A 25854-nucleotide genomic window follows, 5' to 3' on the forward strand; every position below is an offset into this window, starting at 1 on the left:
AAGCCTGTACGATGGATCAGTTACACTGCGCGGCAGCGTTAATGACGGAATTCTTGTTTTTATCTTCCGGTAGCACGTATTGCGCGACGCAATGTTCGCTGGCTTTCTGGCCCCATGAGACCGAGAGTATGCCGTGTTGAGCCAGGCCGGAGAGATAGGTCTGGCCGTCGCTGCCCACAATGAACTCGCTGTCCTTATCGTCGGTGGTGACGGTTGCGCCAAAGGGAAGCGGTTTACCGTTTTGTGTCAACGTCATCAATACCCGACGTCCCACACGGGTGTTGAAGCTCGCCCGAACGACTGCCCCACGTGTCGGGGTGACAATCTACGCGGCGTGGGTCACGTCGGCATCCTCTGGTAGCGTTTCGGTGTCCAGCGAAATGGTGTTATGGCGATAGGCAGTGACAAATGGCACAACGGTATAGCCACGGAAATCGGTCTCGACTCCCGTCTGGTTGGTGATATGCGTGCCATGGGTCCCCGGCGCTTTTACCAGAGCGATGGTTTCCCCTAGCGGCTGACTTAATGTGATGCCGTTAGCATGCGTCACGACGCCACCCTGCAGACCCATGTTCACCGTGCGCTGATATTTATCCTGACTAATACCGCCGCTCACTTCGCCATAGGTTGCCTTATAGTCGGCATTTGCACTGGTGGAATTACCGCTGCCGGTTGTGCTCAACCCTTCCTGAATATTCCAGTTGAGATTCTCCTCCTTCAGCGCCGTGCCGTTCAGGCCAATATTCTGCGTTGTACCCTCTTTGGTGTTATTCAGATTGTACGTAGCCCATGTGTTGTGCATCCAGTGGTCAAGCGGAACGGAGACACTCAGAGAGAACTGGTTGTCGTTTGTGACTGACTCCCCGTTCTCGTCGCTGTCGTCAGTATTTTTGTTCATGCTGTAGCTCAGGCTGTAGCTCACTCCATGCCAGCTGTTGTTGTAGCTGACGCTCATGGAGGTCATGTCCTGACTCTGGCTCCAGTAGGTCTCTTTCACCATGCTCAGGGTGACGGACCCCCACCCTTTGGGCAGCGTCTGGTCGATGGTGGCTTCAGTCCGCGCGCGACGCTGTTGTGGGGCAGACCAGTCGTCCGAGCGGGTCCAGGACTCCATGGTGTCTTCCAGGGTGTAAAACCCTTTGCTGTTGTAGCGATAGCCCGCGAGAGAGAAGTTGGTACCGGAGCCTGCAAAATCTTTGCTGTAACGCACACGCCAGGACTGGCCTTTACTGGCCTGTTGCTTTTTAAGCAGGGCTTTTGCACGGGTCACGTCGATGGAAAAGGCGCCTAAATCACCCATGTTTTTTCCCGCGCCCAGCGCCTGGGACTGATAATGGTTACTCTGCTGAACCCCACCATAGGCAGTGAAACCATACGGTAAACCATAAATTGCGCTGCCCTGGGCAAACGGCGTTTTCTCTACATCGCTGTCATATGATCGATAACGGCCAGCAGTGACGCTATAGCGCAGGTTATGTTCACGCTGGAGTACCGGTACTGAAGCGTAGGGCACCACGAAATGGCTTTCGCTGCCGTCGGTTTCTTTTACCGTCACCTGAAGATCGCCGCTGCTGCCCGTCGGGTAGAGGTCGTTGATCTCAAACGCACCGGGCGCAACGGTATTTTGATAAATGACGTAACCGTTTTGTCGCACCATCACCAGAGCGTTACTGTGTGCTGTACCGCGAATAATCGGGGCATACCCTTTCTCGCTGTCCGGGAGCATGTCGCTGTCGGAGTTAAGCTGTACGCCGGTATAAGGCACGCTATCAAACACGTCGGCAGGGGAAGAACTTTGTCCGACCGTCAGGCTGCTTTTCATCGCCACAATATCGCGCTGGGCGTAGGTATAAATGGATGAAAACGTCTGCTGTTGTTCTTTACCCGTGGTGCTGCGGTTCCATGTCGAGTAGTTTCTCAACCGCCATGCGCCAATGTTAAGGCCAGGCCGGAGATTGACGTACTGGCTGCTGGTATCCTGTTCACCCTGTTGCAGCGCGTGGCTTTGGCTCGCGGTCGCACTGTAATTGAGCAGACCAGCCGTGATCCCTTCATCGAACTCTTTTGGGTCGATATAGCCCCGTGGAACCTGGCCTAGTGCCAGTTGCGGAACACTGAGCAGCAGTTGTTGATTGCGAACGTGGAACGACGCGGAGGCTGCCGGGATGGTGTTTAAATCAGCGCACTGGCCTTTTGCCATTAGCTCTGGATATTTTTGGGTTTTGATACCCAGGCTTTTTAAGTCGCTCAGACTAAAGCAGGGCTGAAGAGAGTTATTACCTTGCGGATCTTTTTGTAATTTGAACGTGACGTCGCGTGTATCAATTTTATTGTTATTAATAAAAATGGCGACCTGATATTTTCCCGGTGCCTGCCCTGGCCCTTTTTCGTAAACGGACAGGTCGGTCTTTCCCTGTTGAGGATTATCAATATCCAGTAATGCCGGGTTAAAATAATCATCAGCCATAACCTGCTGTGCAAAGATCGCCAGCGCCAGGCCACATAAAATGACCAGCAGTGATGAAATTCGGCAGGTGAACGGCTTTTTATGGCTGTACATGATTATAGTAATTGTCTGCGCATAATATTAGTGGACTGATTTCGACCATGTCTGGCTGATACTGCCGTAATCCGTAATAATGGAATACGAGACAGTGGAACCGCTCACGTTGCCAGGTAAGGCAAAATGTGTTTCTGTTTCAGGAATTGCCCACGTGGCTTTATCCACTTTATGGCCGTTCAGCGTCACCTTCTGGAAATTCATATAGAATGGCGTTGGGTTATTGACGACCAGATCGTTGCCTTCACGATGCCACTCAAGTTTATTTGCGACATCTTCAGGTTTGCCTTTAACTGAAGTAGGGCGATACAACAATTTTATGCGCGTATTAATGGCAATTTGCAGGGTATTCATCCCTTCAACATGTTTTGAGGAGGGAATGGCTTTGATATTTAACCAGTACAGTGATTCACGATCTTCCGGTAAATTTCCACCGGTGCGTACCACGCGCAGCACGTTATCCTCTTGTGCATCAAGACGAAAAAGCGGGGGTGTGATCAAAAAGGGTGCTTTGGCCAGGTTTTTACCGCCAGAGTCGACCCAGGACTGTACCAGATAATCCGTAGTATCTGGGTTTGAAAGGCCAAGAGAGGACTCCTTTTTATCTCCATGGTAGACCAGACGGGTGCCATTAATAATAACACCTGCATGCGCAGTGGCGGCTGCCAGTAAAAGAGTGCTCAGTAAATAACCGTGGCGCATAACTATTTCTCAAAAAAAGAAGAGATATTAACGCCGATAAAAACGTTAATATCTCAGGATGGATAATATCAGTTATAGATAACGGTGAAGGTCGATACAGAGTTAGCCGGACCTGCGGTAATTGCGGCCCCGGTTTGAATATACCGTGCGCCGAATATCAGGTCGTTGACCGTCGTGCCGGAGGCTAAAGGATATTGCTGAGACGGCGTATACAGACTCACGGGTTGTTCAGAAGCATCAACCAGTTGAATAGCCACACCTGTTGCAGCATCCACATCCGGTGTTAATGCCAGCGTGGCGTTATTATTCGCATCCGGCGTTCCGCCGAAGTTAATCGCTGCGGAGGTAACGGTTTCCGGACAATCTTTTAGCTGAATATCGAACTTCGTTAACGTGCTGGTAGAGCCCGCACCGGTAAATACCGTTTTAGACACTTTACCTAGCTGAACATTTAATGGATTACTTAACCCATTAACTACCTGACAAGCAGAATCAATTATTTCCCCGGTGAAGTTTATCTGACCTTCACCGTTTGTTGCCGCTAATGCAGATGCAGAACATCCCACTGTTGCGGCGATGAATAAACCTAAAGCAACCTTGTTCATAACAAATCCTGGTATGTTTCTGGTGAGAACGCTGCCTGGACGTTTTCACCAGTGACCCTTAATGACTTTCCGCTGGCTATTTAAGCAAATAATGACGTATTAAGAATCTTCTGGCGGAATTACAAATAATTGAAATAGTGCTTGAGTTTCACTTTTCATCATAAAAACAGAAGGTTGATCCGGTTGAAAAAAACTAACGTCTGTAGGTTCTTCAGGGCTATATTGTTAACAAGATGATGTTTTCAGGAGAGATGTCGTGGATTATCGCAAAATTATCAAAGAAGTAGGGCGCGGAAAAAATCATGCCCGCGATCTGGACCATGAAACCGCTCGTGCGCTTTACACCCATATGCTCAATGGTGAGGTTCCTGACCTGGAGATGGGGGGCATTCTGATTGCGCTGCGTATCAAGGGAGAAGGTGAAGCGGAGATGCGCGGCTTCTATGAAGCCATGCAGGCGCATACGCTGCGCTTAACGCCGCCGGTGGCAAAACCGATGCCGATTGTGATCCCGAGCTATAACGGTGCGCGCAAGCAGGCAAACCTCACTCCACTGCTGGCTATCTTATTACACAAACTCGGGTTTCCGGTGGTGGTGCACGGCGTGAGCGAAGATCCTACGCGCGTACTGACGGAGACCATTTTCGGGATGCTGGGGATCGCGCCAACACGACATGCTGGCCAGGCACAGGCGAAACTGGATGGCCATCAACCGGTTTACATCCCTGTCGGTGCACTTTGCCCACCGCTGGAAAAGCAGCTTGATATGCGCTGGCGCATGGGGGTGCGTAACAGCGCGCACACCCTGGCGAAACTGGCGACACCTTTTGGTGAAGATGCCGCTCTGCGTCTTTCCAGCGTTTCTCACCCGGAATATGTTGCGCGTGTGGGTAGATTCTTTGAAGACATTGGGGGCAGGGCATTGCTGATGCATGGCACAGAGGGCGAGGTTTATGCTAACCCGCAGCGCTGCCCTCAGGTGGTGCTGATTGATTCCGTCGGTACGCGCGCCATTCTGGAGCGTGGGGAAGAAAATAGCGGCGTGATATTGCCTGAAGCAAAAGATCCGCATACCACCGCGCACTGGATTGAGCAGTGCCTTGCCGGAAATGTGCCCGTTCCGCATGCCATCAAGCTCCAGATGGCCTGTTGTTTGCTGGCTACCGGGGAAGTTGAAACGATCGAAGCAGGGCTAAAACGCGTTGAAGAGACGTTTTAAGCAAAAAAAAGCCCGTCCAGTGGCGGACGGGCAAGCAAGGGTAACAACAGGGTCAATGAGGGGTGGAGCATCTCACCAGAGGGTACGGTGAGGGTGGAGCATAATTCGTTCGATTATTTGTAAATAACCGCAGTACCGCTCAGCTTATTGTTGGTGTTAGCGGAGGTAATGGTGTACCCGCTTGCACCGGCAGCTGCGGCTTTCTCAGCCAGTTTGGCTTCCAGACCGTCCAGCGTGGTCGCGCCTTCTGCACTTACCACACCGATTTTATTCATGCCCTGGGCCTGAGTAGAAGAGACAGGCTCTGCAGCAAATGCGCCAAAAGACAGAGCGGACAGGGCAACAGCAGCAACAGCATATTTGATGGTTTTCATAGTTAAACTCTCGCAGGTTATTCTGTTAATGGGACGATGTTCCGTCGATGTGATAAGTATCACGCTTTTTTGTGGAGGATAAAATCGAAGAGAATTGACGTGGTTGCTCAAAAAAATTGAATGACAAATAACTTATTGAATATTAATAAATTCAAAGTGCCACTTTACACTTCTTGTTGAAGCGCTTTACAGAAGCGTTGAGAAGGGCACATTTTGCTACGCGTTTCACTAAAAATCGTGAGAGTAAAGGAATGCGTTTGGGTGGTTAGCTTACGTAAAGGAGAGTCAACGTAACTGGCTGTCTTTCGAACCTCTGCGATTATATCCCGAATTTAATGACATTTTTGAATCTTTATCCTGCTGGCAGGTTATGCATAACCGCACGCCTGGAATGGCTTTACGTCGAGCCTCCGGAATGGGTTCTCCGCATTCTTCGCATTCCGATAAACTTTCGCCGCGCGGAATTTCACCGCGAGCACGGGCAACGGCATCTTCAATCGTACTGTTGATCTGTTCGTTAACGGCGTCGTCATTCGCCCAACCGGAAGCCATGAACTCCTCCTGGAATCTCTTGAAGTGATACGCTCAATATGGGGTTAAAAAATGAACAGTCAAGGTGTCGGGGAGGGGAACTGCACCTGTGTTGCAGATGCAGTGTGTTGAGTGGACGTTGGATTATTTGTAAATGGTCGCCGTGCCAAACATATGGTTATCACCGCTGGCAGAATTAATCTCAAATCCTTTGGCGCCTTCCTGGCGGGCTTTCTCGGCCAGTTTACTTTGCAGATCGTCAAGGTTGCTAGCGCGGCTAACCGAAACGGTGCCCGCAGGACGTAGCTGGCTAGTATCGGTACTTTGGGTCAGTGACTGAACGGCCATAGCGGAGAAAGACGCGGTCGCCAGGGCGGCTGCGATTACAGCAAGGGTCAGGTACTTTTTCATAATCACATCCTCATGAGGAAACAACAGGTGATTTCACTTTAAGTTTAGAAGCCTGACGAATGTGACTTAGCGCAAATATTTGATGATGATCTGCTTATTTTTTGAACGATGTAAATTGACAATTTGCTGACGGATCATAGATATAAAGGTGTCTGATAAATGGCAAGTTTTTGCGCGTCGCAGAGAAAGATTTACCGTTGGGCCTGCAAAGGGTATCTTACGCCGCTGTTTAAAGGAGAATGCCATGACTTCCCAAAAGCCGGGATTGCACCCACGAAATCGCCATCGCAGCCGCTACGATATGAACGCGTTATGCCAGAGCTGCCCTCCACTGCAGGACTATATCGTCCAGACGCCTGCGGGCGAGCCTTCGGTGAACTTTGCTGACCCCCAGGCAGTTAAAATGCTGAATAAAGCCCTGCTGGCGCATTTTTACGGTGTGGCGCACTGGGATATTCCGGAAGGCTTTCTCTGCCCACCTGTACCGGGGCGAGCTGATTACATTCACCACCTTGCCGACCTTCTTGCAGACGATCGTGGCGGTGTTGTTCCGCAGCAAGCCACCGTCCTGGATATCGGTACCGGGGCAAACCTGATCTATCCGTTGATTGGCGCTCATGAGTATCAGTGGCGTTTTACTGGGAGTGAAATCGGTGCCGAGGCCTTTGCCAGCGCCCAGGCGATTATCAGCGCGAACCCAGGATTAAGCCGCGCCATTCGTCTGCGTCGTCAGAAAGATGCGGCCTCGATCTTCAACGGTATCATTCACAAAAACGAAAGCTACGATGCCACAATGTGCAACCCACCGTTCCATGATTCAGCGGCAGCGGCGCGTGCGGGCAGCGAACGTAAGCGCCGCAATCTGGGTCAGGCGGAAGATGCTGCACTGAACTTTGGCGGACAGAAGCAGGAGCTATGGTGTGAAGGTGGCGAAGTGGCGTTTATCCTGCGCATGATTGAGGAAAGCAAGCAGTTTGGCCGCCAGGTGAAGTGGTTCACGACGTTGGTCTCGCGGGGGGATAACCTGCCGCCACTCTACCGCGCCCTGACCGAAGCGGGTGCCGTGAAAGTGGTGAAAAAAGAGATGGCGCAAGGTCAGAAACAGAGCCGCTTTATCGCCTGGTCATTCATGGACGATAACAAGCGCCGCAAATAATATGTCTCGCAGTCCGGGTCAGGCGAAGCCGCCACCCGGCAACCAGGCTACAGCGTCGGCTCCTGCGGTGGGAGCGGCGATGCGGGGGGCTGCAGTACCTGATACGTCTGTACAGGCATCCGCACATTCGCCAGGTCAAAATGTTTTTTCACCATGCTGTCGAGGGCAAAGCGCACCGTCCACTGCTTCAGCGGCTGCGTGGTGAACGAGACGCGCAGGGTAAATGCCGTGTTCGTCAGTCCGACAATGCCGGCAAATGATGGCTCCCCGATCACCAGCCCGCGAATATCCTCCATCTGCATCAGTTCTTCCACCGCGTCGCGCAGCGCCTGTTTAGCTTTTTCTGCATCTTCATGACGGTCCACATCGTAGTTCGCCACGACGGAACCAATGCCGCGCACAAAGTTGGCGAAGGTGGTGATCGAAGACCAGGGAATGATGTGGTATGCACCGGTGTCCTGACGCACGCCGACAGAGCGAATGGACATCCGCTCTACCGTGCCGGTTAACGGCCCGATGGTCACCAGATCGCCCGTGTTCATCCCGTTCTCAAACTGAATAAAGATGCCGGTAATAATATCCTTCACCAGCGTTTGCGAACCGAAGGAGATGGCCAGCCCCAGGGCACCGGCCCCCGCCAGCAGCGGGGCGATATTCACGCCGATTTCCGAGAGCACAATCATGATGGTGATGGTGCTGATTATCACCGCCAGCGCGTTGCGGAACAGGGTTAACAGCGTCCTTGCTCGCGCGCTGGGCAGTGGTCTGCCGTGTATATCCGATACCAGACGGTTCTCAATAAGACTCGCCAGCAGCGTCCAGCCGACGGCGGAGAAGAACAAAATTAGCGCAATGCGAATCAGAATGTCGACCGTTTTTTCACCCGCACCGTTGTGCAGCCAGTTCCAGAAATCAAACAGGCTCCATGCATTCAGAAGCAGCATTACCGCCACGCAGACGGTGAGAATGCGCGCCACTTTGAGTGAGACGGACATCCAGCCGTTAACCCGTTTTTGCAGTTCCGGGTAACTACGCTGGACCTGCGGCGACAGGGTGATGGTTTTCGAGATCCAGCGGGACAACAACCCCGAGACAAATGCCGCGATGCCGATAATGGCCAGACTTTTGAACGTCGCTCCCATCATAAATTTCAGGCTGTTACCGGGATCGAACAGCGAGAAGAAGCACAGTACGATGAAGTAAGCGCTTGCCAGCCAGTGCCACACCAGGGCGAACGCGCGAATAAAGAGGCTAAAGAACGAGAGGGAACGGTCGGCCAGGTGCAGCAGGCTCTCAGTAATGGCCTTTTTGTTATGGAAGATAAGGTACAGCGACCAGATGGTAATACAGAGCATGATCAGCACGTTTGCCAGCGCACCAAACTGGACGTTCACCTGGTTGGAGATGATCGGCACGGCAACCAGCAGACCATAGCCAATCAACCCGCTGAGCACGCTGAGACGCAGTGCCCAGTATTTTGCGCTCACATCCCCGATGGTGAAAGGTCGCAACGCCGGAACGCGCGGACAAAAGAGTAACCGCAACAGCGCTTTAAAAAACTCGATCAGGGCAAAGGCATTCAAGAAAAGTGATTGCTGGAAGGCGATGGTTTTGTTGCCAGCATTCAGCTTGTCGGCCAGCATCTGGCCTAAAAACAGCGTCAACGCCAGCAGCAGTAAATCAATGATAAACGCTGAGGCTATCATCAACGGCAGGTGCAGCCAGCTGCTTTTCTGCTGATTCTTCCTGCGCCCCCATTGCCCCATTTTGCGGTACAGCGGCCATGCGCACAGGCGCACTAGCCAGTAAAATAGAAAAACCGCGCCCGCCAGCATCAGGAACTGTGTAGCAGCGGCGGTAAACGTTTGTGGGTTAAAGGGCTTATGCGGTGAGCCAATCAGGTTGCGGTAAAGCTGAGCGAAGCGCGAGGAGAGTGCTTCCCCATAGTGGCGGCTCACGTCGGTGACGTTTTCCAGCACCGTTTTTTGCTCCTCCACTTGCGGAGGCGTGAGGGTTGGCACCGACGCCTGCGGCGGCGTGGCGGCCACTTTCCGCAACTGACTAATGAGTTCCTTCCGGGAGGTGTCGTTCTCGAGGACGTCAGCAAGCGCGCTGTAAGCCGCTTTTTTTTGTTCAACATCCGGTTCCGTCGGCGGCGCATTTTGCTGGGTAGCAGTGGTTCCGGTAGTGACACCGGGGATCGCCACGGCGAGAGATGGCACACTAAACAGGCTTATCAACAGCAGCAGGAACCACGGCACGGCGCCCTCCGGTGAAAATATCGTGCAAAATGATAAGTATAGAGTGCGGAGAGCAGAGGGTTTTTTTTGGGAACAATCTGGCGTAAAAAAGCCGGGCATGCCCGGCTTACGTGTAAAGCGAGAGATCAGGAGACGTGCTGCAGGAACTCCTGCAAACGCTGGCTTGGCGGGTTCGCAATCAATTCCTGCGGGTTACCGTCTTCCGCGATACGGCCTTTATCAATAAAGATCAGGCGGGACGCCACTTTCTCAGCAAAGCCGATTTCGTGGGTCACGATAACCATCGTCATTCCTTCTTCTGCCAGATCCTGCATGACTTTCAGCACTTCGTGGCGAAGTTCCGGGTCAAGCGCAGAGGTTGGCTCATCAAACAGCATCATTTTCGGTTTGACAGCCAGCGCGCGGGCGATAGCCACACGCTGCTGTTGACCGCCGGACAGTTCGGAAGGGTAGTGGTGCGCACGTTCTGCCAGACCGACTTTGGCGAGCAGATCTTTTGCCAGTACTTCCGCCGCCGCTTTGTTGGCACCGCGCACGCGCAGTGGGCCAAACATCACGTTCTCCAACGCCGTCAGGTGCGGGAACAGGTAGAACTGCTGGAACACCATACCCGCTTCCTGACGAATCAGGCGGTCGTCCACTTTCGGGTCATTCACTTTCAGACCATCGACGATCAGATCGCCGCTGGTGATCTCTTCCAGCTTGTTGATGCAGCGCAGCAGCGTCGATTTACCGGAACCGGATGGCCCGATAATGACCACCACTTCACCCTGCTTAATGTTCAAATCAATATTGTGCAGCACCTGGGTTGGGCCAAAGTGCTTGGAAACGTTTTTAAATTCAATCACAGGATTTTCATCCTTCTTTCAAGACGACGCAGAACAAAGCTCAGAACCAGAGTAATGATCAGGTAGACAACGGCCACCGCACTCCAGATTTCCAGCGCGCGGAAGTTGCCAGCAATGATCTCCTGCCCCTGACGGGTCAGCTCAGCTACGCCGATAACGATGAACAGCGACGTATCTTTAATGCTGATGATCCACTGGTTACCGAGTGGTGGCAGCATACGGCGAAGTGCCAGAGGCAAAATCACGTGGCGGATCGTTTCGCGACGTGAAAGGCCTAACGCCAGACCGGCTTCGCTGAAACCTTTATGAATCGACAGCACTGCACCGCGGGTGATTTCCGCAATGTAGGCGCCTGAGTTGATCATAATGGTCACGACGGCCGCGCTGAAAGGATCGATACGCAGGTCGGTGAAGGCCATTGGCAGGGCGAAGTAGATGAACATGACCTGCACGACAATAGGGGTGCCGCGGATCACTTCGATGAAAACCAGTGCGATGTGGTTTGCAATCCAGCCACCGTAGGTGCGGGCGAAACCGGCGACAAGACCGATAATCAACCCACCAACCAGACCCAGGACCGAAATCCACAGGGTCATCTTGGCGCCTTCAAGCAAGAGTGGAATGGCAGGCCAGATGGCGCTCCAGTCAAACTGCATGATATTTTCCTGTTACTGTTACCGTGTTTCAAAAATATCAGGGGCGAAAGGTCGCCCCCGAGTGAACGTCATTGTTACGTATTATTATTTAGGCTCAGTACCGAACCATTTTTTGTAGATTTCGTTGTAGGTGCCGTTCTCTTTCAGCGTTTTCAGCGCGCCGTTGACTTTTGTACGCAGGTCATCGCTGCCTTTAGGGAACGCGATACCGTACTGCTGCGCTTCCAGTGATTCACCGACAGCTTTGAACTTGCCGTTGCCCGCTGTTTTGATGAAGTAAAGGATGTTTGGCGTATCATGCAGAACTGCGTCAGCACGGTTGGTGCCGAGTTCCATGTATGCGTTGTCGATGTTCGGGAACTGACGCAGGTCTTTGGTTTTAATATTTGCTTTTGCGTAATCAACAGAACCGGTGCCGCTCTTCACTGCCACCACTTTACCGTCAAGATCTTTCACGCTTTTTACGTCGTTATTGTCAGCTTTGACCATCACCAGCAGGCCGCTTTTGTAGTAGCCGTCAGAGAAGTCGATCGCTTTTTTACGTTCATCGGTAATGGTGATGCCTGCCAGCGCCAGATCAACGTTTTTGGTTTGCAGTGCCGGGATGATGCCGCTGAAGTCCATTGGCTTCAGGGTGTAATCCAGTTTGAGTTCTTTTGCGACAGCGGCCCACAGATCCACATCAAAACCAACGTATTTATCACCCTGTTTGAATTCAAACGGAACGAACGCCGTGTCGGTCGCCACAACCAGTTTGTCGGCAGCCTGAGAGGACACCGCAAAAGCCAGGGTAAGTGCAGCCAGTGAAACTTTTAATACAGACTTCATAGCATTTCCTTTTATATCCACGGGGCGATCCCCTGCGAGAACAGGTGGCACAATGAAAAAATCGTGCCAACTTTACAAGCTATTGTTTTGCAAAGGGGATGATGTCATGCATTGCACAATAAATGGGGCAATGATGGCTTATTGCACCAAAGTGAAGCACCGTTTTGGTGCGTCTCGTTTGGCTCAACTGACGGGGAGATATTTAGCGTAAATTCTGACGAAAAAACAATCTTCCGTTAACGGTTGTGTGAGGTGATTATTACAATTTCTTCACTTTTGCACGAACTCAGGCAAAAAACGTGCACCATAGATGTGCAAAACCCTCACCGAAGGGCGAGGGTTGGATAGAAAATTCGTATGAATTACTCGATGTTAGATTCGATGAACCACAGGAACTGATCCAAATCGCGCGACGCGGCGGTGAAAATGTCCGCGGTATCTTCGTCTTTTGCTTCGCCAATCGCTTTACGTACATCGTTTGCGACTATCGCGTAGCGGTCTGCCAGCTCTTTCAGGTGATCCTGAACGGTATGGATATCCAGCGGATAACTTCTCAGCGGGGTTTTACTGTTGATCACCTGCGTGGTGCCCAGCGCCACGCCGCCTAGCTGAACCGCACGTTCCGCCATCGTGTCAAGGTGGGTAACCAGAGCTGTGCGGAAGCCATCCAGCATTTCATGAACGGCAATAAAGTTTGCACCGCGCATATTCCAGTGGGCCTGTTTGGTGATCAGCGAAAGATCGATGAACTGGATCACCTGGCGATTCAACAACTCAATGGTCGCTTTTTTGTCGCTATCCGATACATCGTTACGGGTATAAAGCAGATTAGACGCTTTCGTTTTCACCAGTTTAGCGGTACTCATAATCTCATATCCTCTTGATGTTTATGTCCCAGGTAATTACGGAACTAAGTATAGCACCGGTTTTTTTGTCTGCGGTTTGGCTATACCTATCAGTTTAATAGCAAGAAGAAGGTTGAGTATTTAATGTATTGAAATTAAATAGAAATTTTCTATTCAATGCAGATTGATCTTAATTGTGACTGGGATGGAAGAGTATGGAAAGATATTTCTATAATATGACAAACCGTGAATGAAATTATAAAGCCTGGCGGGTTGAGCTTTATTCTGCATGGCGCGGAAGCCATGCAGAATATATGGCCTTAGTTGATATCGACCTTTTCAACTTTAGGTTCAGAACGCATGGTCAGCGTCGAACCCATTGAGGCCGCTATAATCGAGCAGAGCGCCAGCGTCTGGGTCAATGTCAGGGTTTCGCCAAGAAACACCATCCCGGAGATTGCGGCAAGCGCAGGCTCCATACTCATCAGGGTGCCGAAAATACGCGTCGGCAGGCGCGTAAGGGCGATCATTTCCAGGGAATAGGGGAGAGCGGTCGAGAGAATAGCGACCGCCAGACCAATCGGCATGACTGACCATTGCCAGATAGATTCCGTTGCCTGGGCCATACCGATGGGCACAAACACGATGGCTGCAATCAATGAACCCAATGCGACGGTCGCCGGACCATGCTCTTCCCCAGCGCGCTGACCGGTGAGTATATAGATAGCCCAGCAGGCACCGGCGCCTAAGGCCAGCGCCGCACCTGTCAGATCAATCTCAGAAACATTCTGACCCAACGGCAGCAAGAACCATAGCCCCAGAACGGCTAATACGACCCAGATAAAATCAACAGGGCGACGCGAGGAGAAGAGCGCCACGGCCAGCGGGCCGGTAAATTCCAGCGCAACGGCAATCCCCAGCGGGATCGTCTGGATGGAGAGATAGAACAGGTAGTTCATCGCTCCCAGGGAAAGCCCATAAAACAGCAAGGGTAAACGCTGCTCTTTTTTGAAGCGTAAACGCCAGGGTTTGAAAATAACCACCAGTATCGCCGTTCCCAACACGATGCGCAGGGCAGTGACCCCAGGAGCACCAACCAGCGGAAAAAGAGATTTTGCCAGCGAGGCACCACTTTGAATGGACAACATTGCGATGAGTATGACTGCTACCGGCAACCAGACCGACGATGTGCGGGATAACCCAGGCATCCTTTCTCCTGTCAGCTTATGTCAAATGAAGTAAAGGTTGCAGTGTAAAGGAATTATGCTGCAACGGTTGAGACGCCGTTGAAAAAAAACCATGTGAAATCCGTAAAATGGTTAAGCGTTGTTGGATTTATCGCCTGTCAGATTAGGAATAATCTGGATGAATGTAACAGCACAGGCGCGCACTATGGGCGTTTTGTAGTGAAAATTACATGTGATTTGAAAGAGATAGCTGAAGCTGGAAACGTTCTGTTACAGGAAAGGAACCTTTAGACATCACGAATCACAAAGAGTTTCGCAAATTTTTTTGATATATTTAAAACTTACGGACTTACTTGAAGCACATTTGAGGTGGTTATGAAAAAAATTGCATGTCTTTCAGCACTGGCCGCTGTACTGGCTGTTTCCGCAGGTACCGCTGTAGCTGCGACTTCTACCGTTACCGGTGGTTACGCTCAGAGCGACTATCAGGGCGTGATGAACAAAGCTAACGGTTTCAACCTGAAGTACCGCTACGAGCAGGACAACAACCCACTGGGCGTGATCGGTTCTTTCACCTACACCGAGAAAGATCGTTCTGACAACGGCGCGTACAATAAAAGCCAGTACTACGGCATCACTGCTGGTCCAGCTTACCGTCTGAACGACTGGGCAAGCATCTACGGTGTTGTAGGTGTTGGCTACGGTAAATTCCAGCAGACCGAAAACCAGGGTGCGAACCGCACTGCAAGCAACAGCGACTACGGCTTCTCCTATGGCGCAGGCCTGCAGTTCAACCCAATCCAGGACGTTGCTCTGGACTTCTCTTATGAGCAGAGCCGTATCCGCAACGTTGACGTTGGCACCTGGATCGCGGGCGTAGGTTACCGCTTCTAATCACTCCGGTGAGCTAATAAAAAATCCGCCCAATGTGGCGGATTTTTTTTATCTTCGTTCCCACTTCTTGTGGAAGAGGGTCAGGATGAGGGCATTACCGCTCAGCTTACTTACTCTTAATATCGAAGATATCCGTACCCAGATGGTTGTAGTCAACTTTCTGTAACTTGAAGTTGGTAACGTAAACTGGGGGGGCCTTCTTACCTGAGACAAAGGGGTACCCCGTTTTTATCTGCTCAGCAGAGATCCCCGTCCACTGCGAGAAGAACTGCAGAAAATCATTAGCCGAACGTCGGGCTTTAATGACGCGATGCGTTTTATCGTCACTCGACAGCACCATAAAGGGTACCTGGAAGTTCTGCTGGAACTTGTCATCGTGCGCCAGATACTGCACCTCTTTTCCACGTTCTTTAAACGCCAGCCCGTGATCTGAGAAATAGACCAGCGAGAAACTGTCACCCGTATTGCGTAACTGCTCATACAGCTTGCTGAGCAAGTCGTCGGTTTGCGTCATGGTATAGAGATAACAAGAGGTCTCTTTGGACTGCACGAACTCGGCGTACTTCCCTCCAGTGCGATCGCAGGCCTGAGGATGCGATCCCATCAGGTGCAGGACAATCAACTGAGGCTGAGTACGCGGGGTGGCAAAGACCTGCGACGTCATTTTCAGCAGCGCTTCGTCTTTCGTATTTTTGTCGGCTTCAAAGTCGCCGCTTTTCAGGAACTGCACTTCATCAGCACGCTTAGCGATACTGGCGATGGCCGTATCGTATTCACCAATTTGCCCCTGATTGGAGAACCACCATGTCTGAAAACCCGCGCGGTTTGCCAGGGTGACAAAGTTATCCTGATATTGTGGCTTGCCATCAACCACACGGTTGAGCGTCAGGCCGAGCGATTTCTGCGTTGAACCGCTGGCCGCGACATAATCGGTAAACAGCGTGCCATTAACTGAACTGGCAAACGGCGTGTTATCCCAGTGTCCTCCAAACGCCCCCATGGCATCCCGACGTGCACTTTCGCCAATCACCACCACATAGGTGTGATATTTCGGCTTAACGGCCAGCACGTTCCAGGTGTCTTTCATATTGGAGAGTTCAGCCATGCGGGCCTGCTCGTCGAGAACCTCTTTATTATTTACAACGACGTCTTTCACGAAGCGGAAAACCGGATAGCCGATATTGATGAGCCTTAGCTTACCGTCCCAGGGAATATTCTGGATGGGGGCAACAAACGCCACGGCAATGCTGAACACCAGACAGAGTATTTCGATCTTACCCCAGGATTTTTTTTCGCCCGACTGACGGCGGATGGCGATAACGCCCAACGCGAAGATAAAAAGCCCTACCACATAGCTGTACCACGGGAAGATCGTCAGGATCTCCGTCGACTCTTCCATGTTGGTCGAGTGCAGTGCCAGCAGGGTGTTAAAGTTTGGTGAGCCGTAAGCCTGACCAAACGGGAAATAGAACGCAGCGACCAGGGAACAGATCCCGATTACCGTTTTTTGCGCGCGCGGTGCGGCTCGCCACAGCAAATGCAAAATGCAGGTGAAAGCGACCGCATAGAGCAGACTAAAGGGATAGCCAAGCGCAAAGTTAATCAGCAATGACTGCAAAAAGTAAAACCCCGTCCACGGGCTTAAGGCCCGACTGCGGGTAACAACGGTATCTATCAGGGTTAAATTCATAGGTCACTATCATGGATAAAAACGCCATGTGCTCACCCTGGCGTCAAGGGTCATAACCTGCCTGACAGTGCGTGGAGAGGGAATGAGGGTCCGCTTCAGCGAGCCGCAAATTGTGCAGGGCTGCAAGAAGATAGTGCGAGTAGTAAATAATATCAACAGTTGCTAAGCAGATGTTTTGCGAAGGGGATTGCAAATCCGTAAAAAAGATCGGGAATAAGGCGGCTAAACGCCATTGTACAGGGGGATTGTGACGGAAAAATGAAGCGGCGTACCGCAACGCCGCTTAGTGAGAAGGTTTGTCGTCCTGTTGCGGCTTGTTGTTAAACATATCGCACAGCATGTTCAACAGCATTAAGCGCACTTTGAAGGGGGAGTGAGTAAACACGGTCATACACCTCTTGAATTCGTTCATAAGACCTCCTGATTTTAGATCCCTTCGATCCGTGAAGGGTGACTGCATTACATACAGATATAGCACAGGCTATATTGTATAGCTATGGCTATTTCGTTAATTTTTTGTGCTTACAGAGTGATGGTTTACAATGTGCGCTCTCGATACCGGGCGCTGGAAGCGTCACCCCACTGAGGAAGTACAATGAACCGTCGCGCAGGTAAGCCAACGATGAGAAAAACGACGCAACTGGTGAATGTTGAAGAGCACGTTGAAGGGTTCCGCCAGGTACGTGAAGCGCACCGGCGTGAACTGATTGATGATTATGTGGAGCTGATTTCCGATCTGATCCGTGAGGTCGGGGAAGCGCGTCAGGTTGATATGGCTGCCAGACTGGGGGTTTCGCAACCTACCGTTGCTAAAATGTTAAAGCGACTGGCTTCTGTGGGGCTCATTGAAATGATTCCCTGGCGCGGTGTTTTTCTGACGCCGGAGGGGGAGAAGCTTGCGCAGGAGAGCCGCGAGCGTCACCAGCTCGTTGAGAACTTTTTACTGGTGCTGGGCGTTAGCCCGGAGATCGCCCGCCGGGATGCGGAAGGAATGGAACACCACGTTAGCGAAGAGACGCTGGTTAAGTTCCGTGAATTTACTCTTAAATATGGTTCCTCAGCTGAATGAACATTCCTGGATTACAGGCCCTGGCACGCGACCGTTTCTTTCATCTCTTATTAATTGTTGGCGCAGGGTTAAGTCTCTTTGTCCCTTTTGCGCCACATGCCTGGCCTGCGGCGATTGACTGGCGAACCATCATTACCTTGAGCGGTTTAATGATGCTCACCAAAGGTGTTGAGCTGAGCGGCTATTTTGACGTACTGGGACGCAAAATGGTGCGCCGCTTTGCTACCGAGCGTAAGTTGTCACTGTTTATGGTCTTCTCCGCCGCGGTGCTGTCGACCTTTTTGACCAACGACGTAGCACTGTTTATCATCGTGCCCCTCACGCTCACGCTGCGAAAGCTTTGTGAGATCCCGGTAAGCAGGTTGATCATCTTTGAAGCGCTGGCCGTGAATGCCGGTTCTCTTTTGACCCCCATTGGTAACCCACAAAATATCCTTCTCTGGGGACGTTCCGGTCTGTCGTTCGCCGCCTTTACCTGGCAGATGACCCCACTGGCGCTGGCGATGATGCTGTCGCTACTGGCGGTTTGCTGGTTTGCTTTTCCTGATAAAAAACTGCAATACCACAGCGGAACCACGGGCCCGCAGTGGCAGCCTCGTCTGGTCTGGAGCTGCCTGGGACTGTATATCGTCTTTCTGTTCGCGCTGGAGCTGAAATATGAGCTGGTGGGCGTCCTGCTCGTGGCCGCGGGGTTTGTCGTCCTGGCGCGGCGCGTTTTGGTGAGCGTGGACTGGACGTTGCTGCTGGTCTTCATGGCGATGTTTATTGATGTGCATCTCCTTATCCAGCTTCCGGTACTGCAAAACGTTCTTCACAGTGTCAGCACGCTTTCCCAGCCTGGATTGTGGCTGACGGCGATTGGCCTGTCTCAGTTTATCAGTAATGTGCCTGCTACCATCCTGCTGCTCAACTATGTGCCACCTGACACGCTCCTGGCCTGGGCAGTTAACATCGGCGGATTTGGGCTCCTGCCCGGTTCGCTGGCCAATTTGATTGCCTTGCGTATGGCTAACGATCGCCGTATCTGGTGGCGCTTCCATGTCTGGTCGATCCCAATGTTGATTTGGGCGGCACTGGCAGGCTTTTTACTGCTTTAGAGAAATGGGCAAGAAATAGACAGAAACGACACATTCGCAATGAGAACCAGAGAGGTATAACTCTCTGGTCGCCATTGAATGAACATTGAGAGGTGTGTCGTATGCGTTATCAAAAACTGGGCAATACCGGTCTGTTTGTTTCCGAACTGTGCCTCGGCACCATGACCTTCGGTGGAGAAGGGGGTATGTGGGGCAAGATTGGTCAACTGCAGCAACGCGACGCCGAGCAGCTTGTAGGCCGCGCGCTGGATGCCGGGATCAACTTTATCGACACCGCAGACGTTTACTCTGAAGGACGCTCGGAGGAGATCACCGGTCAGGCGCTGAAAAACCTGAAAGTACCGCGCGAGAACGTGGTGGTTGCCACCAAAGTGTTCGGTGAAACGGGCACGGCAGGGGTGAACTCACGCGGCAGTTCCCGCTATCATATCATCAGCAGCGTAAAAGAGAGCCTGCGCCGCCTCCAGCTCGATCATATCGATCTCTATCAGCTACACGGTTTCGACCCTGCAACACCCATCGAAGAGACGCTCTATGCGCTGGATAATCTGGTGCAGCAAGGCCATGTACGTTATATCGGCGTCTCGAACTGGGCGGCGTGGCAAATTACCAAAGCGCTCGGTATGTCTGAACGTCTTGGGCTGGCGCGTTTCGCGTCACTGCAGGCGTATTACACCATTGCCGGACGCGATCTTGAACGTGAGCTGGTACCGATGATGCAGAGCGAAGGGGTCGGGCTGATGGTCTGGAGCCCGCTGGCTGGCGGCCTACTGAGTGGAAAATATGGCCGCGACGGGCAGAGCGAAGCGGGTGGTCGTCGTCTGGAGTTCGACTTCCCGCCGGTGAATAAAGAGCGCGCCTTCGACTGCGTGGACGTGATGCGCACTATCGCCGAAAGCAAGGGCGTCTCCGTCGCGCAAATCGCGCTGGCGTGGCTGCTGCATCAAAAAGCCGTGACCAGCGTGATAATTGGTGCCAAACGTGTTGAGCAACTGGACGATAATATTGCCGCGACCGGGATCAGCCTGAGCGAACCAGAGCTAAAACAGCTCGATGCCGTAAGCGCGTTGCCACGCGAATATCCTGGCTGGATGCTGGAGCGGCAGGGGGAATATCGCCGCAATCAGTTAATGCAACAGTAACCTTTCTTATCCCGGTGGCAGCCCGCTCACCGGGTTTTTTCCCGCATTGCTCACAAAAAACGATCCTCCTCTTTGATCGTCCTTTCATCTTCGCCTATATGACTAGTCATAATATTTTAAATGACTAGTCATATAGGGAGGGAACATGAACAATCAGCTGCCGGCCAACTTTTTATGGGGCAACTCGGTGTCCAGCATGCAGACGGAAGGAGCCTGGAACGAGGGCGGGAAAGGGATGTCGGTGTACGACATTCGCGAAGCCGGGGAGAACGTCTCCGACTGGAAAGTGGCGACCGACTCCTACCACCGCTACCGGGAAGATTTCGACCTGATGCAGGATCTGGGCATGAACTGCTACCGCTTCCAGATCTCGTGGAGCCGCGTCTGTCCGCAGGGTGACGGCCCGTTCAACGACGAAGGCATCGCTTTTTACGACCGCTTTATTGACGATCTGATCGCCCGCGGCATCGAGCCGATGATCTGCCTGTACCATTTCGATATGCCGCTCGCGCTGGCGCAGGAGTACAACGGCTTCAACGACCGCCGCGTGATGGACGCCTTTATCCGCTACGGCAAAAAGATGATCGACTGCTTCGGGGACCGCGTGAAGTACTGGCTGACCTTCAACGAGCAGAACATCTTCCATATGCCGGAAGCCTTCCGGATTTCCGGCTATATGAAAGGCGAGAAAACCCTGCGCGAGCTGTACGAACTACAGCACCATACGATGGTGGCGCACATGGCGTTGACCGAGTATCTGCACCAGACCAAACCGGGACAATTGATGGGCGGCATGCTGGCGCATCAGCTGATCTATCCGGCCACCTGCAAACCGCGCGATATATTCTGTGCACAACAATACGATGAATTCCTCAACCAAAACCTGCTGCGAGTGTTTGCCGGTCAGGGCTACAGCCCGGCGGTGTTGGCAGTGGTGGAGCAGGAAGGCTTTAGTGACATCTACCGTGCCGACGATCTCCAGCTTCTGGCGCGCACTAAAAACGACTTCATGGCGTTCAGCTATTACGCCAGCAAAACCCTGGACAGTGATGCAATCCCCGAAGGCACACCGGTGAACTATTACCTGCTGCACGGCGAGAAAAACAACCCGTACCTGAAGGCCACCGAGTGGAACTGGCAGATCGATCCGCTGGGCTTCCGCACCATCATCACCCGCTACGCCAACGACTGGCGCCTGCCGGTGTTCCCGATCGAGAACGGCATTGGGGTGATTGAGTCCTGGGACGGCGTGAACCCGATTGATGACACCTACCGTATCGACTACCACCGGGCGCATATCGAGGCCATGAAGGAGGCGATGTTCGAGGACGGGGCGGAAGTGATCGGCTATCTCGGCTGGGGCCTCATCGACATTCTCAGCTCTCAGGGGGACATGCGTAAACGCTACGGTGTGGTTTACGTCAACCGTGAAAACCATGACCTGAAAGACCTGAAACGTGTGCCGAAGAAAAGTTACGCGTGGTTAAAACAGGTTATTCATACCAACGGACGCGAGATGTAAGTTGTACGCTGCCGGGCCGTTTTTGTGACTGATTGATGGGAAATATCCGCTATGTCTGAAACAAAAATAACACCGCATATGCAGTCCTTTGTCGATAAATTTGTAGAGTTCTCGGCGCGTCTGGCAAACCAGGTGCACCTGCGTTCCCTGCGCGATGCTTTCGCCACGGTAATGCCAATTTTCATCCTCGCGGGTCTGGCGGTGCTGGTGAATAACGTGGTCTTTCCGTGGATCTTTGAAGGCGACACGCTGGCACAATGTAAGCTGTGGGGGGGGGCGATAATCAACGGCACGCTGAATATCGCTGCGCTGCTATTGGCTCCAATGATTGCCTGGTCGCTGGCGCGCAACAAAGATTTCGACAATCCGGTCTCGGCAGTGGTTATCGCCGTCAGCAGTTTTATCATCATGATGCCGATGCGCTTACAGCTCACGCCCGTCGGCAGCGATACCACGGTGAACGTCACCCAGGTGCTGACGTTTGCCAATATCGGCTCCACCGGGATTTTCGCCGGGGTGTTGATTGGTTTGCTTTCAACGGAGTTGTTTATTGCTATTTCGCGCCTGAAAGCACTGCATATTTCGCTCGGAGAGAATGTGCCACCTGCGGTGAGTAGATCGTTTACCGCGCTGATCCCAACTATTCTCACGCTCTCTCTGTTTGCGGTACTGGCGGCTCTGCTGGCAAGCGTGCTGCATACGGATTTGATCCACCTGATCACTACCTTTATTCAGCAGCCACTTCGACTCATCAACACCAGTCTGCCGGGCACGATCTTTATCTACAGTTTTGGTAATTTCCTGTTTACGCTCGGTATTCATCAGTCGGTGGTCAATAGCGTGGTGCTGGAGCCGTTCCTGCTGATCAACACCAATGAGAACATGCTGGCCTTTGCTAACGGTCAGCCAATCCCACACATCATCAATAACATCTTCGTGCCGACGTTTGGCATGGTGGGTGGCACGGGCAGCACCATTTCCCTGTTGATAGCTATTTTTATCTTCTCGCGCCAAAAATCGGCGAAACAGGTGGCGCGCCTGTCGCTGGCCCCAGGCCTGTTTAACATCAACGAGCCGGTCATTTTTGGCTTGCCGATAGTGTTTAACCTGCCGTTGATGATCCCCTTTGTACTTTTGCCTGCCATTGGCATCTACTTTGCCTGGCTCTGTACCACGCTGGGATTAATGTCGCGTTGTGTAGTGATGATTCCCTGGACAACGCCACCCATCCTGAGTGCCTGGCTGGCGACAGCAGGAGACTGGCGAGCGGTTGTGGTGCAGTTGGCAATCATTGTTTTTGGTGTATTCTTCTACCTGCCTTTCCTCAAAATTGCCGAGAGAGTGGCGTTGAAAAACAGCGGGATAGAAAACTAGCAGAAAGGAAGGACGATGGCGGCGAAGTACATCACCATAGCGCGGGAAATTAAGAAACGCATTATCAGTCAGCAGTATGCCGCCAATGAACCGCTGCCAGATCAGTTTGCGCTGGCGGCGGAGTTCAACTCCAGCCGGATGACCATCCAGCAGGCAATGCGGCAGCTGATTGTGGAAGGACTGGTTTATACCCGCCAGGGGCAGGGGACATTCATCCGCAAAAATTTCCTCCAGCTTTCACAGTGGGATCTCTCCGGCAGTGACTACTTTGGGGCGACTAAAACGTGGGAACATTTGGGAACGGTGACCAGCCAGGTGGTGCACTTTGAGCTGCGTTTCCCGAACGAGAAAGAGCAGGCATCGCTGATGATTAACGCTGATGCGCCTGTCTATGACTTTATTCGTTTACGTTTGCTCAACGGTGAACCCATGTCGCTTGATTCAACTGTGATGCCAATGAACCTGGTCCCCGGCCTGACGAAAAGCCATCTCGAGGGCTCGGTATTTCAGTACGTCCAGGAGACGCTGGGGCTGAAAATTATGGGGTCGTACCGGATTGTACGGGCGTTAAAACCCAATACGCTGGACAGACAACATCTTGTCTGCGAGCAGACCGATCCCGTACTGGAAGTGGAGCAGGTTATTTATCTGGAAGATGGCACACCACTGGAGTATGCCCACTGTCACTATCGTTACGATCACGGCGGGATTGTGATCGTCAATAACGGCTAGCTACTCTGTCAGGCGCACGATTCGAAATAGCTGTCGGTGTCTTGTATATAAAGATCGTTCTGGCACAGATGCTGGATTTGACCTGGCTTAAATGTAAAACGGACTTTTTGAAGCCAGGAACGTTTTATTTTGCTGGTATTGTCACGTGATAATCCGTAGTCATGGATTATCTCATGAACAAAACGAATACTTTGCGCAGAAACATAGACAGGTGTTTTGGTTAGCTGAATCAGTTTGCTGATCCAAATATCATCCGCTCGAGGACAAACCTTAATGAAGTCCTCGTTATAATGGAAATATTCCGGGATCATTCTCTTCTTGAGTACAACGCCACCGAGACCTGTAATGATATAGTTCTGTTCAACGACTTTTGGGACCGTGATAAGCGGGAAATTACGATAGGTATCAAGAAGATCTTTCTTCTTTTTTACCGTTTCTCGCACACGCGCAGCCACCACAAATTCCTGATTGTGGCGGTAAAAATCATCCAGCAGTGTTTCCGCCCAAATTTCGTTGTAGATAGCGTCATCGTCAGCATAAATCAGAATATCGTCTTCCGTTGCTGCTTGTAGTGCCGGAAACAATTTCCGATATGGTCCGGTATTTTTAACCCATTTAAAGACCAGATTGGTGCCCGTCTGGCGAATTTTCTGCGCCCATTCAGGCTCTTCAGTGATGCCTTCGTCACTGAGATAAGGTGTACTGGAGACCCACACAACAATTTGATCGACCTTTTTACTCTGGTTCGCCAGTGACCACACTGTTTGCGAACAGAGATAAAGACGCGATTTTGTCGTTGTTAAGTTAATACTGATCATCAAACTGAGCGGGCTCCAGGAAATAAAAAAAACCTGATAAATACAGATTAAACTGATTTTACAAGTACGCGCATCATAACATTTAGAGGGGCGGATGTAACCCCGCCGGGTTAGCAGAAAATGGCAAGAATGGGACTTATGGCAAAATTGCTATTAAGACATGATGAGAGTGTTAGGTTTTGGAAAGCAAAAAGACCCCGATAATTCGGGGTCTTTTTAAGAGACTTATGTGGAGCAGGTTGATTAGTTCAAACGCACCGGCATACCGGAGCGGTTCTGCACGGCCTGGTCAACAATCGTTGTCTCTACGTCCGGTTGAGAGGTCACTGACTGCACTGCGCTGTTCAGCGTAACAGGGACGATTTCGTTATTGTTGATCTGATCTTCGCTGGTGGACAGCGGGTTGTGCACTTCAATGTAACGGCTGCCATCAGGCTCAGACGTGGCTTTCACCGGTTCGTTGATGAACTGCACTCGCGTGCCGACAGGTACGTTTTCGAACAAGAATTTGATGTCTTCGTTACGCAGGCGCACACAACCGTGGCTAACGCGCAGGCCAATACCGAAGTTAGCGTTGGTACCGTGGATCGCATACAGACGGCCAATGTACAGCGCGTATAGACCCATCGGGTTATCCGGGCCTGCCGGTACAACGGCTGGCAGCGGTTCGCCCGCAGCGATGTATTCCGCGTGCATTTTGGCCGTCGGCGTCCAGGTTGGGCCTGCTTTCTTACGCTCAACTTTGGTCGTCCAGTTCATTGGCGTGTCTTTGCCCAACTGGCCGATACCGATTGGCAGCACAATAACGGTGTTGGTGCCTTTCGGGTAGTAATACAGACGCATTTCCGCGCTGTTAATGACGATACCTTCGTGAACGGTATCCGGCAGGATCAGCTGCTGTGGAATATTCAGCACGGTACCCGCTTTCGGCAGATACGGGTCAACGCCCGGGTTCGCTTCCAGCATGTTAGACAGGCCCAGCTGGTACTGTGCAGCGAAATACTCCAGTGGCTGAGAGTTACCTTCTGGTACCGTCACCACCTGGTTCTGGCCTACCAGACGGCTACCGTCTGTTGGCAGGGGATACGTCACCGCAGACGCGGTCTTACAAAAACCTACTACGGCTAACGCCGCCGCAAAAAGCGCTGTTAATTTCATGTTCATGTTGTGCGAGGTATCTAAGCCATTCTGGCGATGAGTTGATAAGTCTGAATCTGTGATGGGAGCGCATTATATGTGCATTCCCGCTCACTGGGAATTCAGATGTGTACGAAATCACATTTTTTTCGATTTTGTTAAAGTTTAGTGGATGGTTGCAACGCGGGATCTCAAT

General features: G+C 51.8%; 24 protein-coding genes and 1 pseudogene. 9 read left to right on the forward strand and 16 right to left on the reverse strand.

The features are described from left to right. Positions 1-16 precede the first annotated feature (16 nt). From AAHF05_RS06565 to AAHF05_RS06575, 3 genes and pseudogenes are all read right to left on the reverse strand, one after another. Positions 17-2560 (reverse strand): annotated as a pseudogene (locus AAHF05_RS06565) (fimbria/pilus outer membrane usher protein). A gap of 27 nt (positions 2561-2587) precedes the next feature. Continuing rightward, the gene (locus tag AAHF05_RS06570) at positions 2588-3262 is read right to left on the reverse strand and encodes a molecular chaperone (protein WP_129323525.1); all 675 of its coding nucleotides are present in this window, start codon (positions 3260-3262) and stop codon (positions 2588-2590) included. Between the two features lie 68 nt (positions 3263-3330). Beyond that, on the reverse strand, positions 3331-3867 hold the full coding sequence (locus tag AAHF05_RS06575; protein ID WP_049008658.1) for a fimbrial protein: 537 nt from the start codon (positions 3865-3867) through the stop codon (positions 3331-3333). 256 nt (positions 3868-4123) lie between these two features. Here AAHF05_RS06575 and ybiB point away from each other — a divergent pair, with 256 nt between their 5' ends. Further along, positions 4124-5086 carry a DNA-binding protein YbiB gene (gene ybiB, locus AAHF05_RS06580; RefSeq protein ID WP_129323524.1) on the forward strand — a complete coding sequence of 321 codons (963 nt, stop codon included), beginning with the start codon at positions 4124-4126 and terminating at the stop codon, positions 5084-5086. 113 nt (positions 5087-5199) lie between these two features. On the opposite strand, the gene ybiJ is transcribed toward ybiB, so the two are convergent. From ybiJ to AAHF05_RS06595, 3 genes are all read right to left on the reverse strand, one after another. Continuing rightward, positions 5200-5460, reverse strand: a complete 261-nt coding sequence (gene ybiJ / locus AAHF05_RS06585; protein ID WP_028019369.1) for a DUF1471 family protein YbiJ — start codon at positions 5458-5460, stop codon at positions 5200-5202. A gap of 285 nt (positions 5461-5745) precedes the next feature. After that, entirely contained in the window at positions 5746-6012 is a 267-nt protein-coding gene (locus AAHF05_RS06590) for a DksA/TraR family C4-type zinc finger protein (RefSeq protein WP_028019368.1), read from the reverse strand. A gap of 123 nt (positions 6013-6135) precedes the next feature. Next, positions 6136-6402, reverse strand: a complete 267-nt coding sequence (locus tag AAHF05_RS06595) for a YdgH/BhsA/McbA-like domain containing protein (protein ID WP_129323523.1) — start codon at positions 6400-6402, stop codon at positions 6136-6138. A 244-nt stretch (positions 6403-6646) separates the two neighbouring features. Here AAHF05_RS06595 and rlmF point away from each other — a divergent pair, with 244 nt between their 5' ends. Continuing rightward, the gene (gene rlmF, locus AAHF05_RS06600; protein ID WP_164989091.1) at positions 6647-7558 is read left to right on the forward strand and encodes a 23S rRNA (adenine(1618)-N(6))-methyltransferase RlmF; all 912 of its coding nucleotides are present in this window, start codon (positions 6647-6649) and stop codon (positions 7556-7558) included. A 47-nt stretch (positions 7559-7605) separates the two neighbouring features. On the opposite strand, the gene ybiO is transcribed toward rlmF, so the two are convergent. The 6 genes from ybiO to rhtA all read right to left on the reverse strand — a co-directional run bounded on the left by ybiO (position 7606) and on the right by rhtA (position 14204). Continuing rightward, positions 7606-9819 (reverse strand): mechanosensitive channel protein, encoded by a 2214-nt coding sequence (gene ybiO / locus AAHF05_RS06605; RefSeq protein WP_129323521.1) that lies wholly within the window; start codon positions 9817-9819, stop codon positions 7606-7608. A 125-nt stretch (positions 9820-9944) separates the two neighbouring features. Next, positions 9945-10667: a glutamine ABC transporter ATP-binding protein GlnQ gene (glnQ, locus tag AAHF05_RS06610; RefSeq protein WP_129323520.1), complete on the reverse strand. Its 723-nt coding sequence runs from the start codon at positions 10665-10667 to the stop codon at positions 9945-9947. Then, a complete protein-coding gene (gene glnP, locus AAHF05_RS06615; protein WP_003858462.1) occupies positions 10664-11323 on the reverse strand; it encodes a glutamine ABC transporter permease GlnP in 660 nt (219 codons plus the stop codon). The genes glnQ and glnP overlap by 4 nt, the downstream gene beginning before the upstream one ends. Positions 11324-11407: 84 nt before the next feature. Further along, the gene (gene glnH / locus AAHF05_RS06620; protein ID WP_023310880.1) at positions 11408-12151 is read right to left on the reverse strand and encodes a glutamine ABC transporter substrate-binding protein GlnH; all 744 of its coding nucleotides are present in this window, start codon (positions 12149-12151) and stop codon (positions 11408-11410) included. A 362-nt stretch (positions 12152-12513) separates the two neighbouring features. Continuing rightward, a complete protein-coding gene (gene dps / locus AAHF05_RS06625) occupies positions 12514-13017 on the reverse strand; it encodes a DNA starvation/stationary phase protection protein Dps (RefSeq protein ID WP_129323519.1) in 504 nt (167 codons plus the stop codon). Between the two features lie 299 nt (positions 13018-13316). Beyond that, positions 13317-14204, reverse strand: a complete 888-nt coding sequence (rhtA, locus tag AAHF05_RS06630; protein ID WP_128347857.1) for a threonine/homoserine exporter RhtA — start codon at positions 14202-14204, stop codon at positions 13317-13319. A gap of 354 nt (positions 14205-14558) precedes the next feature. Here rhtA and ompX point away from each other — a divergent pair, with 354 nt between their 5' ends. Then, the gene (gene ompX / locus AAHF05_RS06635) at positions 14559-15077 is read left to right on the forward strand and encodes an outer membrane protein OmpX (protein WP_028019363.1); all 519 of its coding nucleotides are present in this window, start codon (positions 14559-14561) and stop codon (positions 15075-15077) included. 106 nt (positions 15078-15183) lie between these two features. Here ompX and AAHF05_RS06640 read toward each other — a convergent pair whose 3' ends face one another. Together AAHF05_RS06640 and mntS are read right to left on the reverse strand one after the other, a co-directional pair. Continuing rightward, a complete protein-coding gene (locus AAHF05_RS06640) occupies positions 15184-16767 on the reverse strand; it encodes a phosphoethanolamine transferase (RefSeq protein WP_129323518.1) in 1584 nt (527 codons plus the stop codon). 283 nt (positions 16768-17050) lie between these two features. After that, positions 17051-17179 carry a manganase accumulation protein MntS gene (mntS, locus tag AAHF05_RS06645; protein ID WP_032667017.1) on the reverse strand — a complete coding sequence of 43 codons (129 nt, stop codon included), beginning with the start codon at positions 17177-17179 and terminating at the stop codon, positions 17051-17053. Between the two features lie 183 nt (positions 17180-17362). Here mntS and mntR point away from each other — a divergent pair, with 183 nt between their 5' ends. The 6 genes from mntR (at position 17363) to AAHF05_RS06675 (ending at position 23703) form a co-directional block, all read left to right on the forward strand. Continuing rightward, positions 17363-17836 carry a manganese-binding transcriptional regulator MntR gene (mntR, locus tag AAHF05_RS06650; protein ID WP_028019361.1) on the forward strand — a complete coding sequence of 158 codons (474 nt, stop codon included), beginning with the start codon at positions 17363-17365 and terminating at the stop codon, positions 17834-17836. Further along, positions 17833-18933 (forward strand): anion transporter, encoded by a 1101-nt coding sequence (locus AAHF05_RS06655; protein ID WP_129323517.1) that lies wholly within the window; start codon positions 17833-17835, stop codon positions 18931-18933. The genes mntR and AAHF05_RS06655 overlap by 4 nt, the downstream gene beginning before the upstream one ends. A gap of 101 nt (positions 18934-19034) precedes the next feature. Then, complete coding sequence (locus AAHF05_RS06660; protein ID WP_028019359.1) at positions 19035-20075, forward strand: aldo/keto reductase; 1041 nt, start codon at positions 19035-19037, stop codon at positions 20073-20075. A gap of 145 nt (positions 20076-20220) precedes the next feature. Continuing rightward, positions 20221-21597 carry a glycoside hydrolase family 1 protein gene (locus AAHF05_RS06665; RefSeq protein WP_129323516.1) on the forward strand — a complete coding sequence of 459 codons (1377 nt, stop codon included), beginning with the start codon at positions 20221-20223 and terminating at the stop codon, positions 21595-21597. A 51-nt stretch (positions 21598-21648) separates the two neighbouring features. After that, positions 21649-22971 (forward strand): PTS sugar transporter subunit IIC, encoded by a 1323-nt coding sequence (locus AAHF05_RS06670; protein WP_129323515.1) that lies wholly within the window; start codon positions 21649-21651, stop codon positions 22969-22971. A 15-nt stretch (positions 22972-22986) separates the two neighbouring features. After that, positions 22987-23703 carry a GntR family transcriptional regulator gene (locus AAHF05_RS06675; RefSeq protein WP_028019356.1) on the forward strand — a complete coding sequence of 239 codons (717 nt, stop codon included), beginning with the start codon at positions 22987-22989 and terminating at the stop codon, positions 23701-23703. Positions 23704-23711: 8 nt separating this feature from the next. Here the strand turns inward: AAHF05_RS06675 and AAHF05_RS06680 are convergent, their stop codons facing one another. Both AAHF05_RS06680 and ldtB read right to left on the reverse strand, forming a co-directional pair. Continuing rightward, entirely contained in the window at positions 23712-24521 is an 810-nt protein-coding gene (locus AAHF05_RS06680; RefSeq protein ID WP_028019355.1) for a glycosyltransferase, read from the reverse strand. A 243-nt stretch (positions 24522-24764) separates the two neighbouring features. Next, a complete protein-coding gene (gene ldtB, locus AAHF05_RS06685) occupies positions 24765-25685 on the reverse strand; it encodes a L,D-transpeptidase (protein ID WP_129323514.1) in 921 nt (306 codons plus the stop codon). Between the last annotated feature and the right edge of the window lie 169 nt (positions 25686-25854).

Source organism: Enterobacter adelaidei, assembly GCF_041937165.1.
GTDB classification, from domain to species: Bacteria; Pseudomonadota; Gammaproteobacteria; order Enterobacterales; family Enterobacteriaceae; genus Enterobacter; species Enterobacter adelaidei.

Coding starts and splice junctions, on each gene's coding strand:
- AAHF05_RS06675 (WP_028019356.1), top strand. CDS start 22,987: ATGGCGGCGAAGTACATCACCATAGCGCGGGAAATTAAGAAACGCATT.
- ldtB (WP_129323514.1), bottom strand. CDS start 25,685: ATGAACATGAAATTAACAGCGCTTTTTGCGGCGGCGTTAGCCGTAGTA.
- mntS (WP_032667017.1), bottom strand. CDS start 17,179: ATGAACGAATTCAAGAGGTGTATGACCGTGTTTACTCACTCCCCCTTC.
- dps (WP_129323519.1), bottom strand. CDS start 13,017: ATGAGTACCGCTAAACTGGTGAAAACGAAAGCGTCTAATCTGCTTTAT.
- AAHF05_RS06680 (WP_028019355.1), bottom strand. CDS start 24,521: ATGATCAGTATTAACTTAACAACGACAAAATCGCGTCTTTATCTCTGT.
- AAHF05_RS06655 (WP_129323517.1), top strand. CDS start 17,833: ATGAACATTCCTGGATTACAGGCCCTGGCACGCGACCGTTTCTTTCAT.
- AAHF05_RS06575 (WP_049008658.1), bottom strand. CDS start 3,867: ATGAACAAGGTTGCTTTAGGTTTATTCATCGCCGCAACAGTGGGATGT.
- AAHF05_RS06570 (WP_129323525.1), bottom strand. CDS start 3,262: ATGCGCCACGGTTATTTACTGAGCACTCTTTTACTGGCAGCCGCCACT.
- ompX (WP_028019363.1), top strand. CDS start 14,559: ATGAAAAAAATTGCATGTCTTTCAGCACTGGCCGCTGTACTGGCTGTT.
- AAHF05_RS06670 (WP_129323515.1), top strand. CDS start 21,649: ATGTCTGAAACAAAAATAACACCGCATATGCAGTCCTTTGTCGATAAA.
- AAHF05_RS06640 (WP_129323518.1), bottom strand. CDS start 16,767: ATGAATTTAACCCTGATAGATACCGTTGTTACCCGCAGTCGGGCCTTA.
- glnH (WP_023310880.1), bottom strand. CDS start 12,151: ATGAAGTCTGTATTAAAAGTTTCACTGGCTGCACTTACCCTGGCTTTT.
- rlmF (WP_164989091.1), top strand. CDS start 6,647: ATGACTTCCCAAAAGCCGGGATTGCACCCACGAAATCGCCATCGCAGC.
- AAHF05_RS06590 (WP_028019368.1), bottom strand. CDS start 6,012: ATGGCTTCCGGTTGGGCGAATGACGACGCCGTTAACGAACAGATCAAC.
- rhtA (WP_128347857.1), bottom strand. CDS start 14,204: ATGCCTGGGTTATCCCGCACATCGTCGGTCTGGTTGCCGGTAGCAGTC.
- AAHF05_RS06660 (WP_028019359.1), top strand. CDS start 19,035: ATGCGTTATCAAAAACTGGGCAATACCGGTCTGTTTGTTTCCGAACTG.
- AAHF05_RS06665 (WP_129323516.1), top strand. CDS start 20,221: ATGAACAATCAGCTGCCGGCCAACTTTTTATGGGGCAACTCGGTGTCC.
- mntR (WP_028019361.1), top strand. CDS start 17,363: ATGAACCGTCGCGCAGGTAAGCCAACGATGAGAAAAACGACGCAACTG.
- ybiJ (WP_028019369.1), bottom strand. CDS start 5,460: ATGAAAACCATCAAATATGCTGTTGCTGCTGTTGCCCTGTCCGCTCTG.
- glnP (WP_003858462.1), bottom strand. CDS start 11,323: ATGCAGTTTGACTGGAGCGCCATCTGGCCTGCCATTCCACTCTTGCTT.
- AAHF05_RS06595 (WP_129323523.1), bottom strand. CDS start 6,402: ATGAAAAAGTACCTGACCCTTGCTGTAATCGCAGCCGCCCTGGCGACC.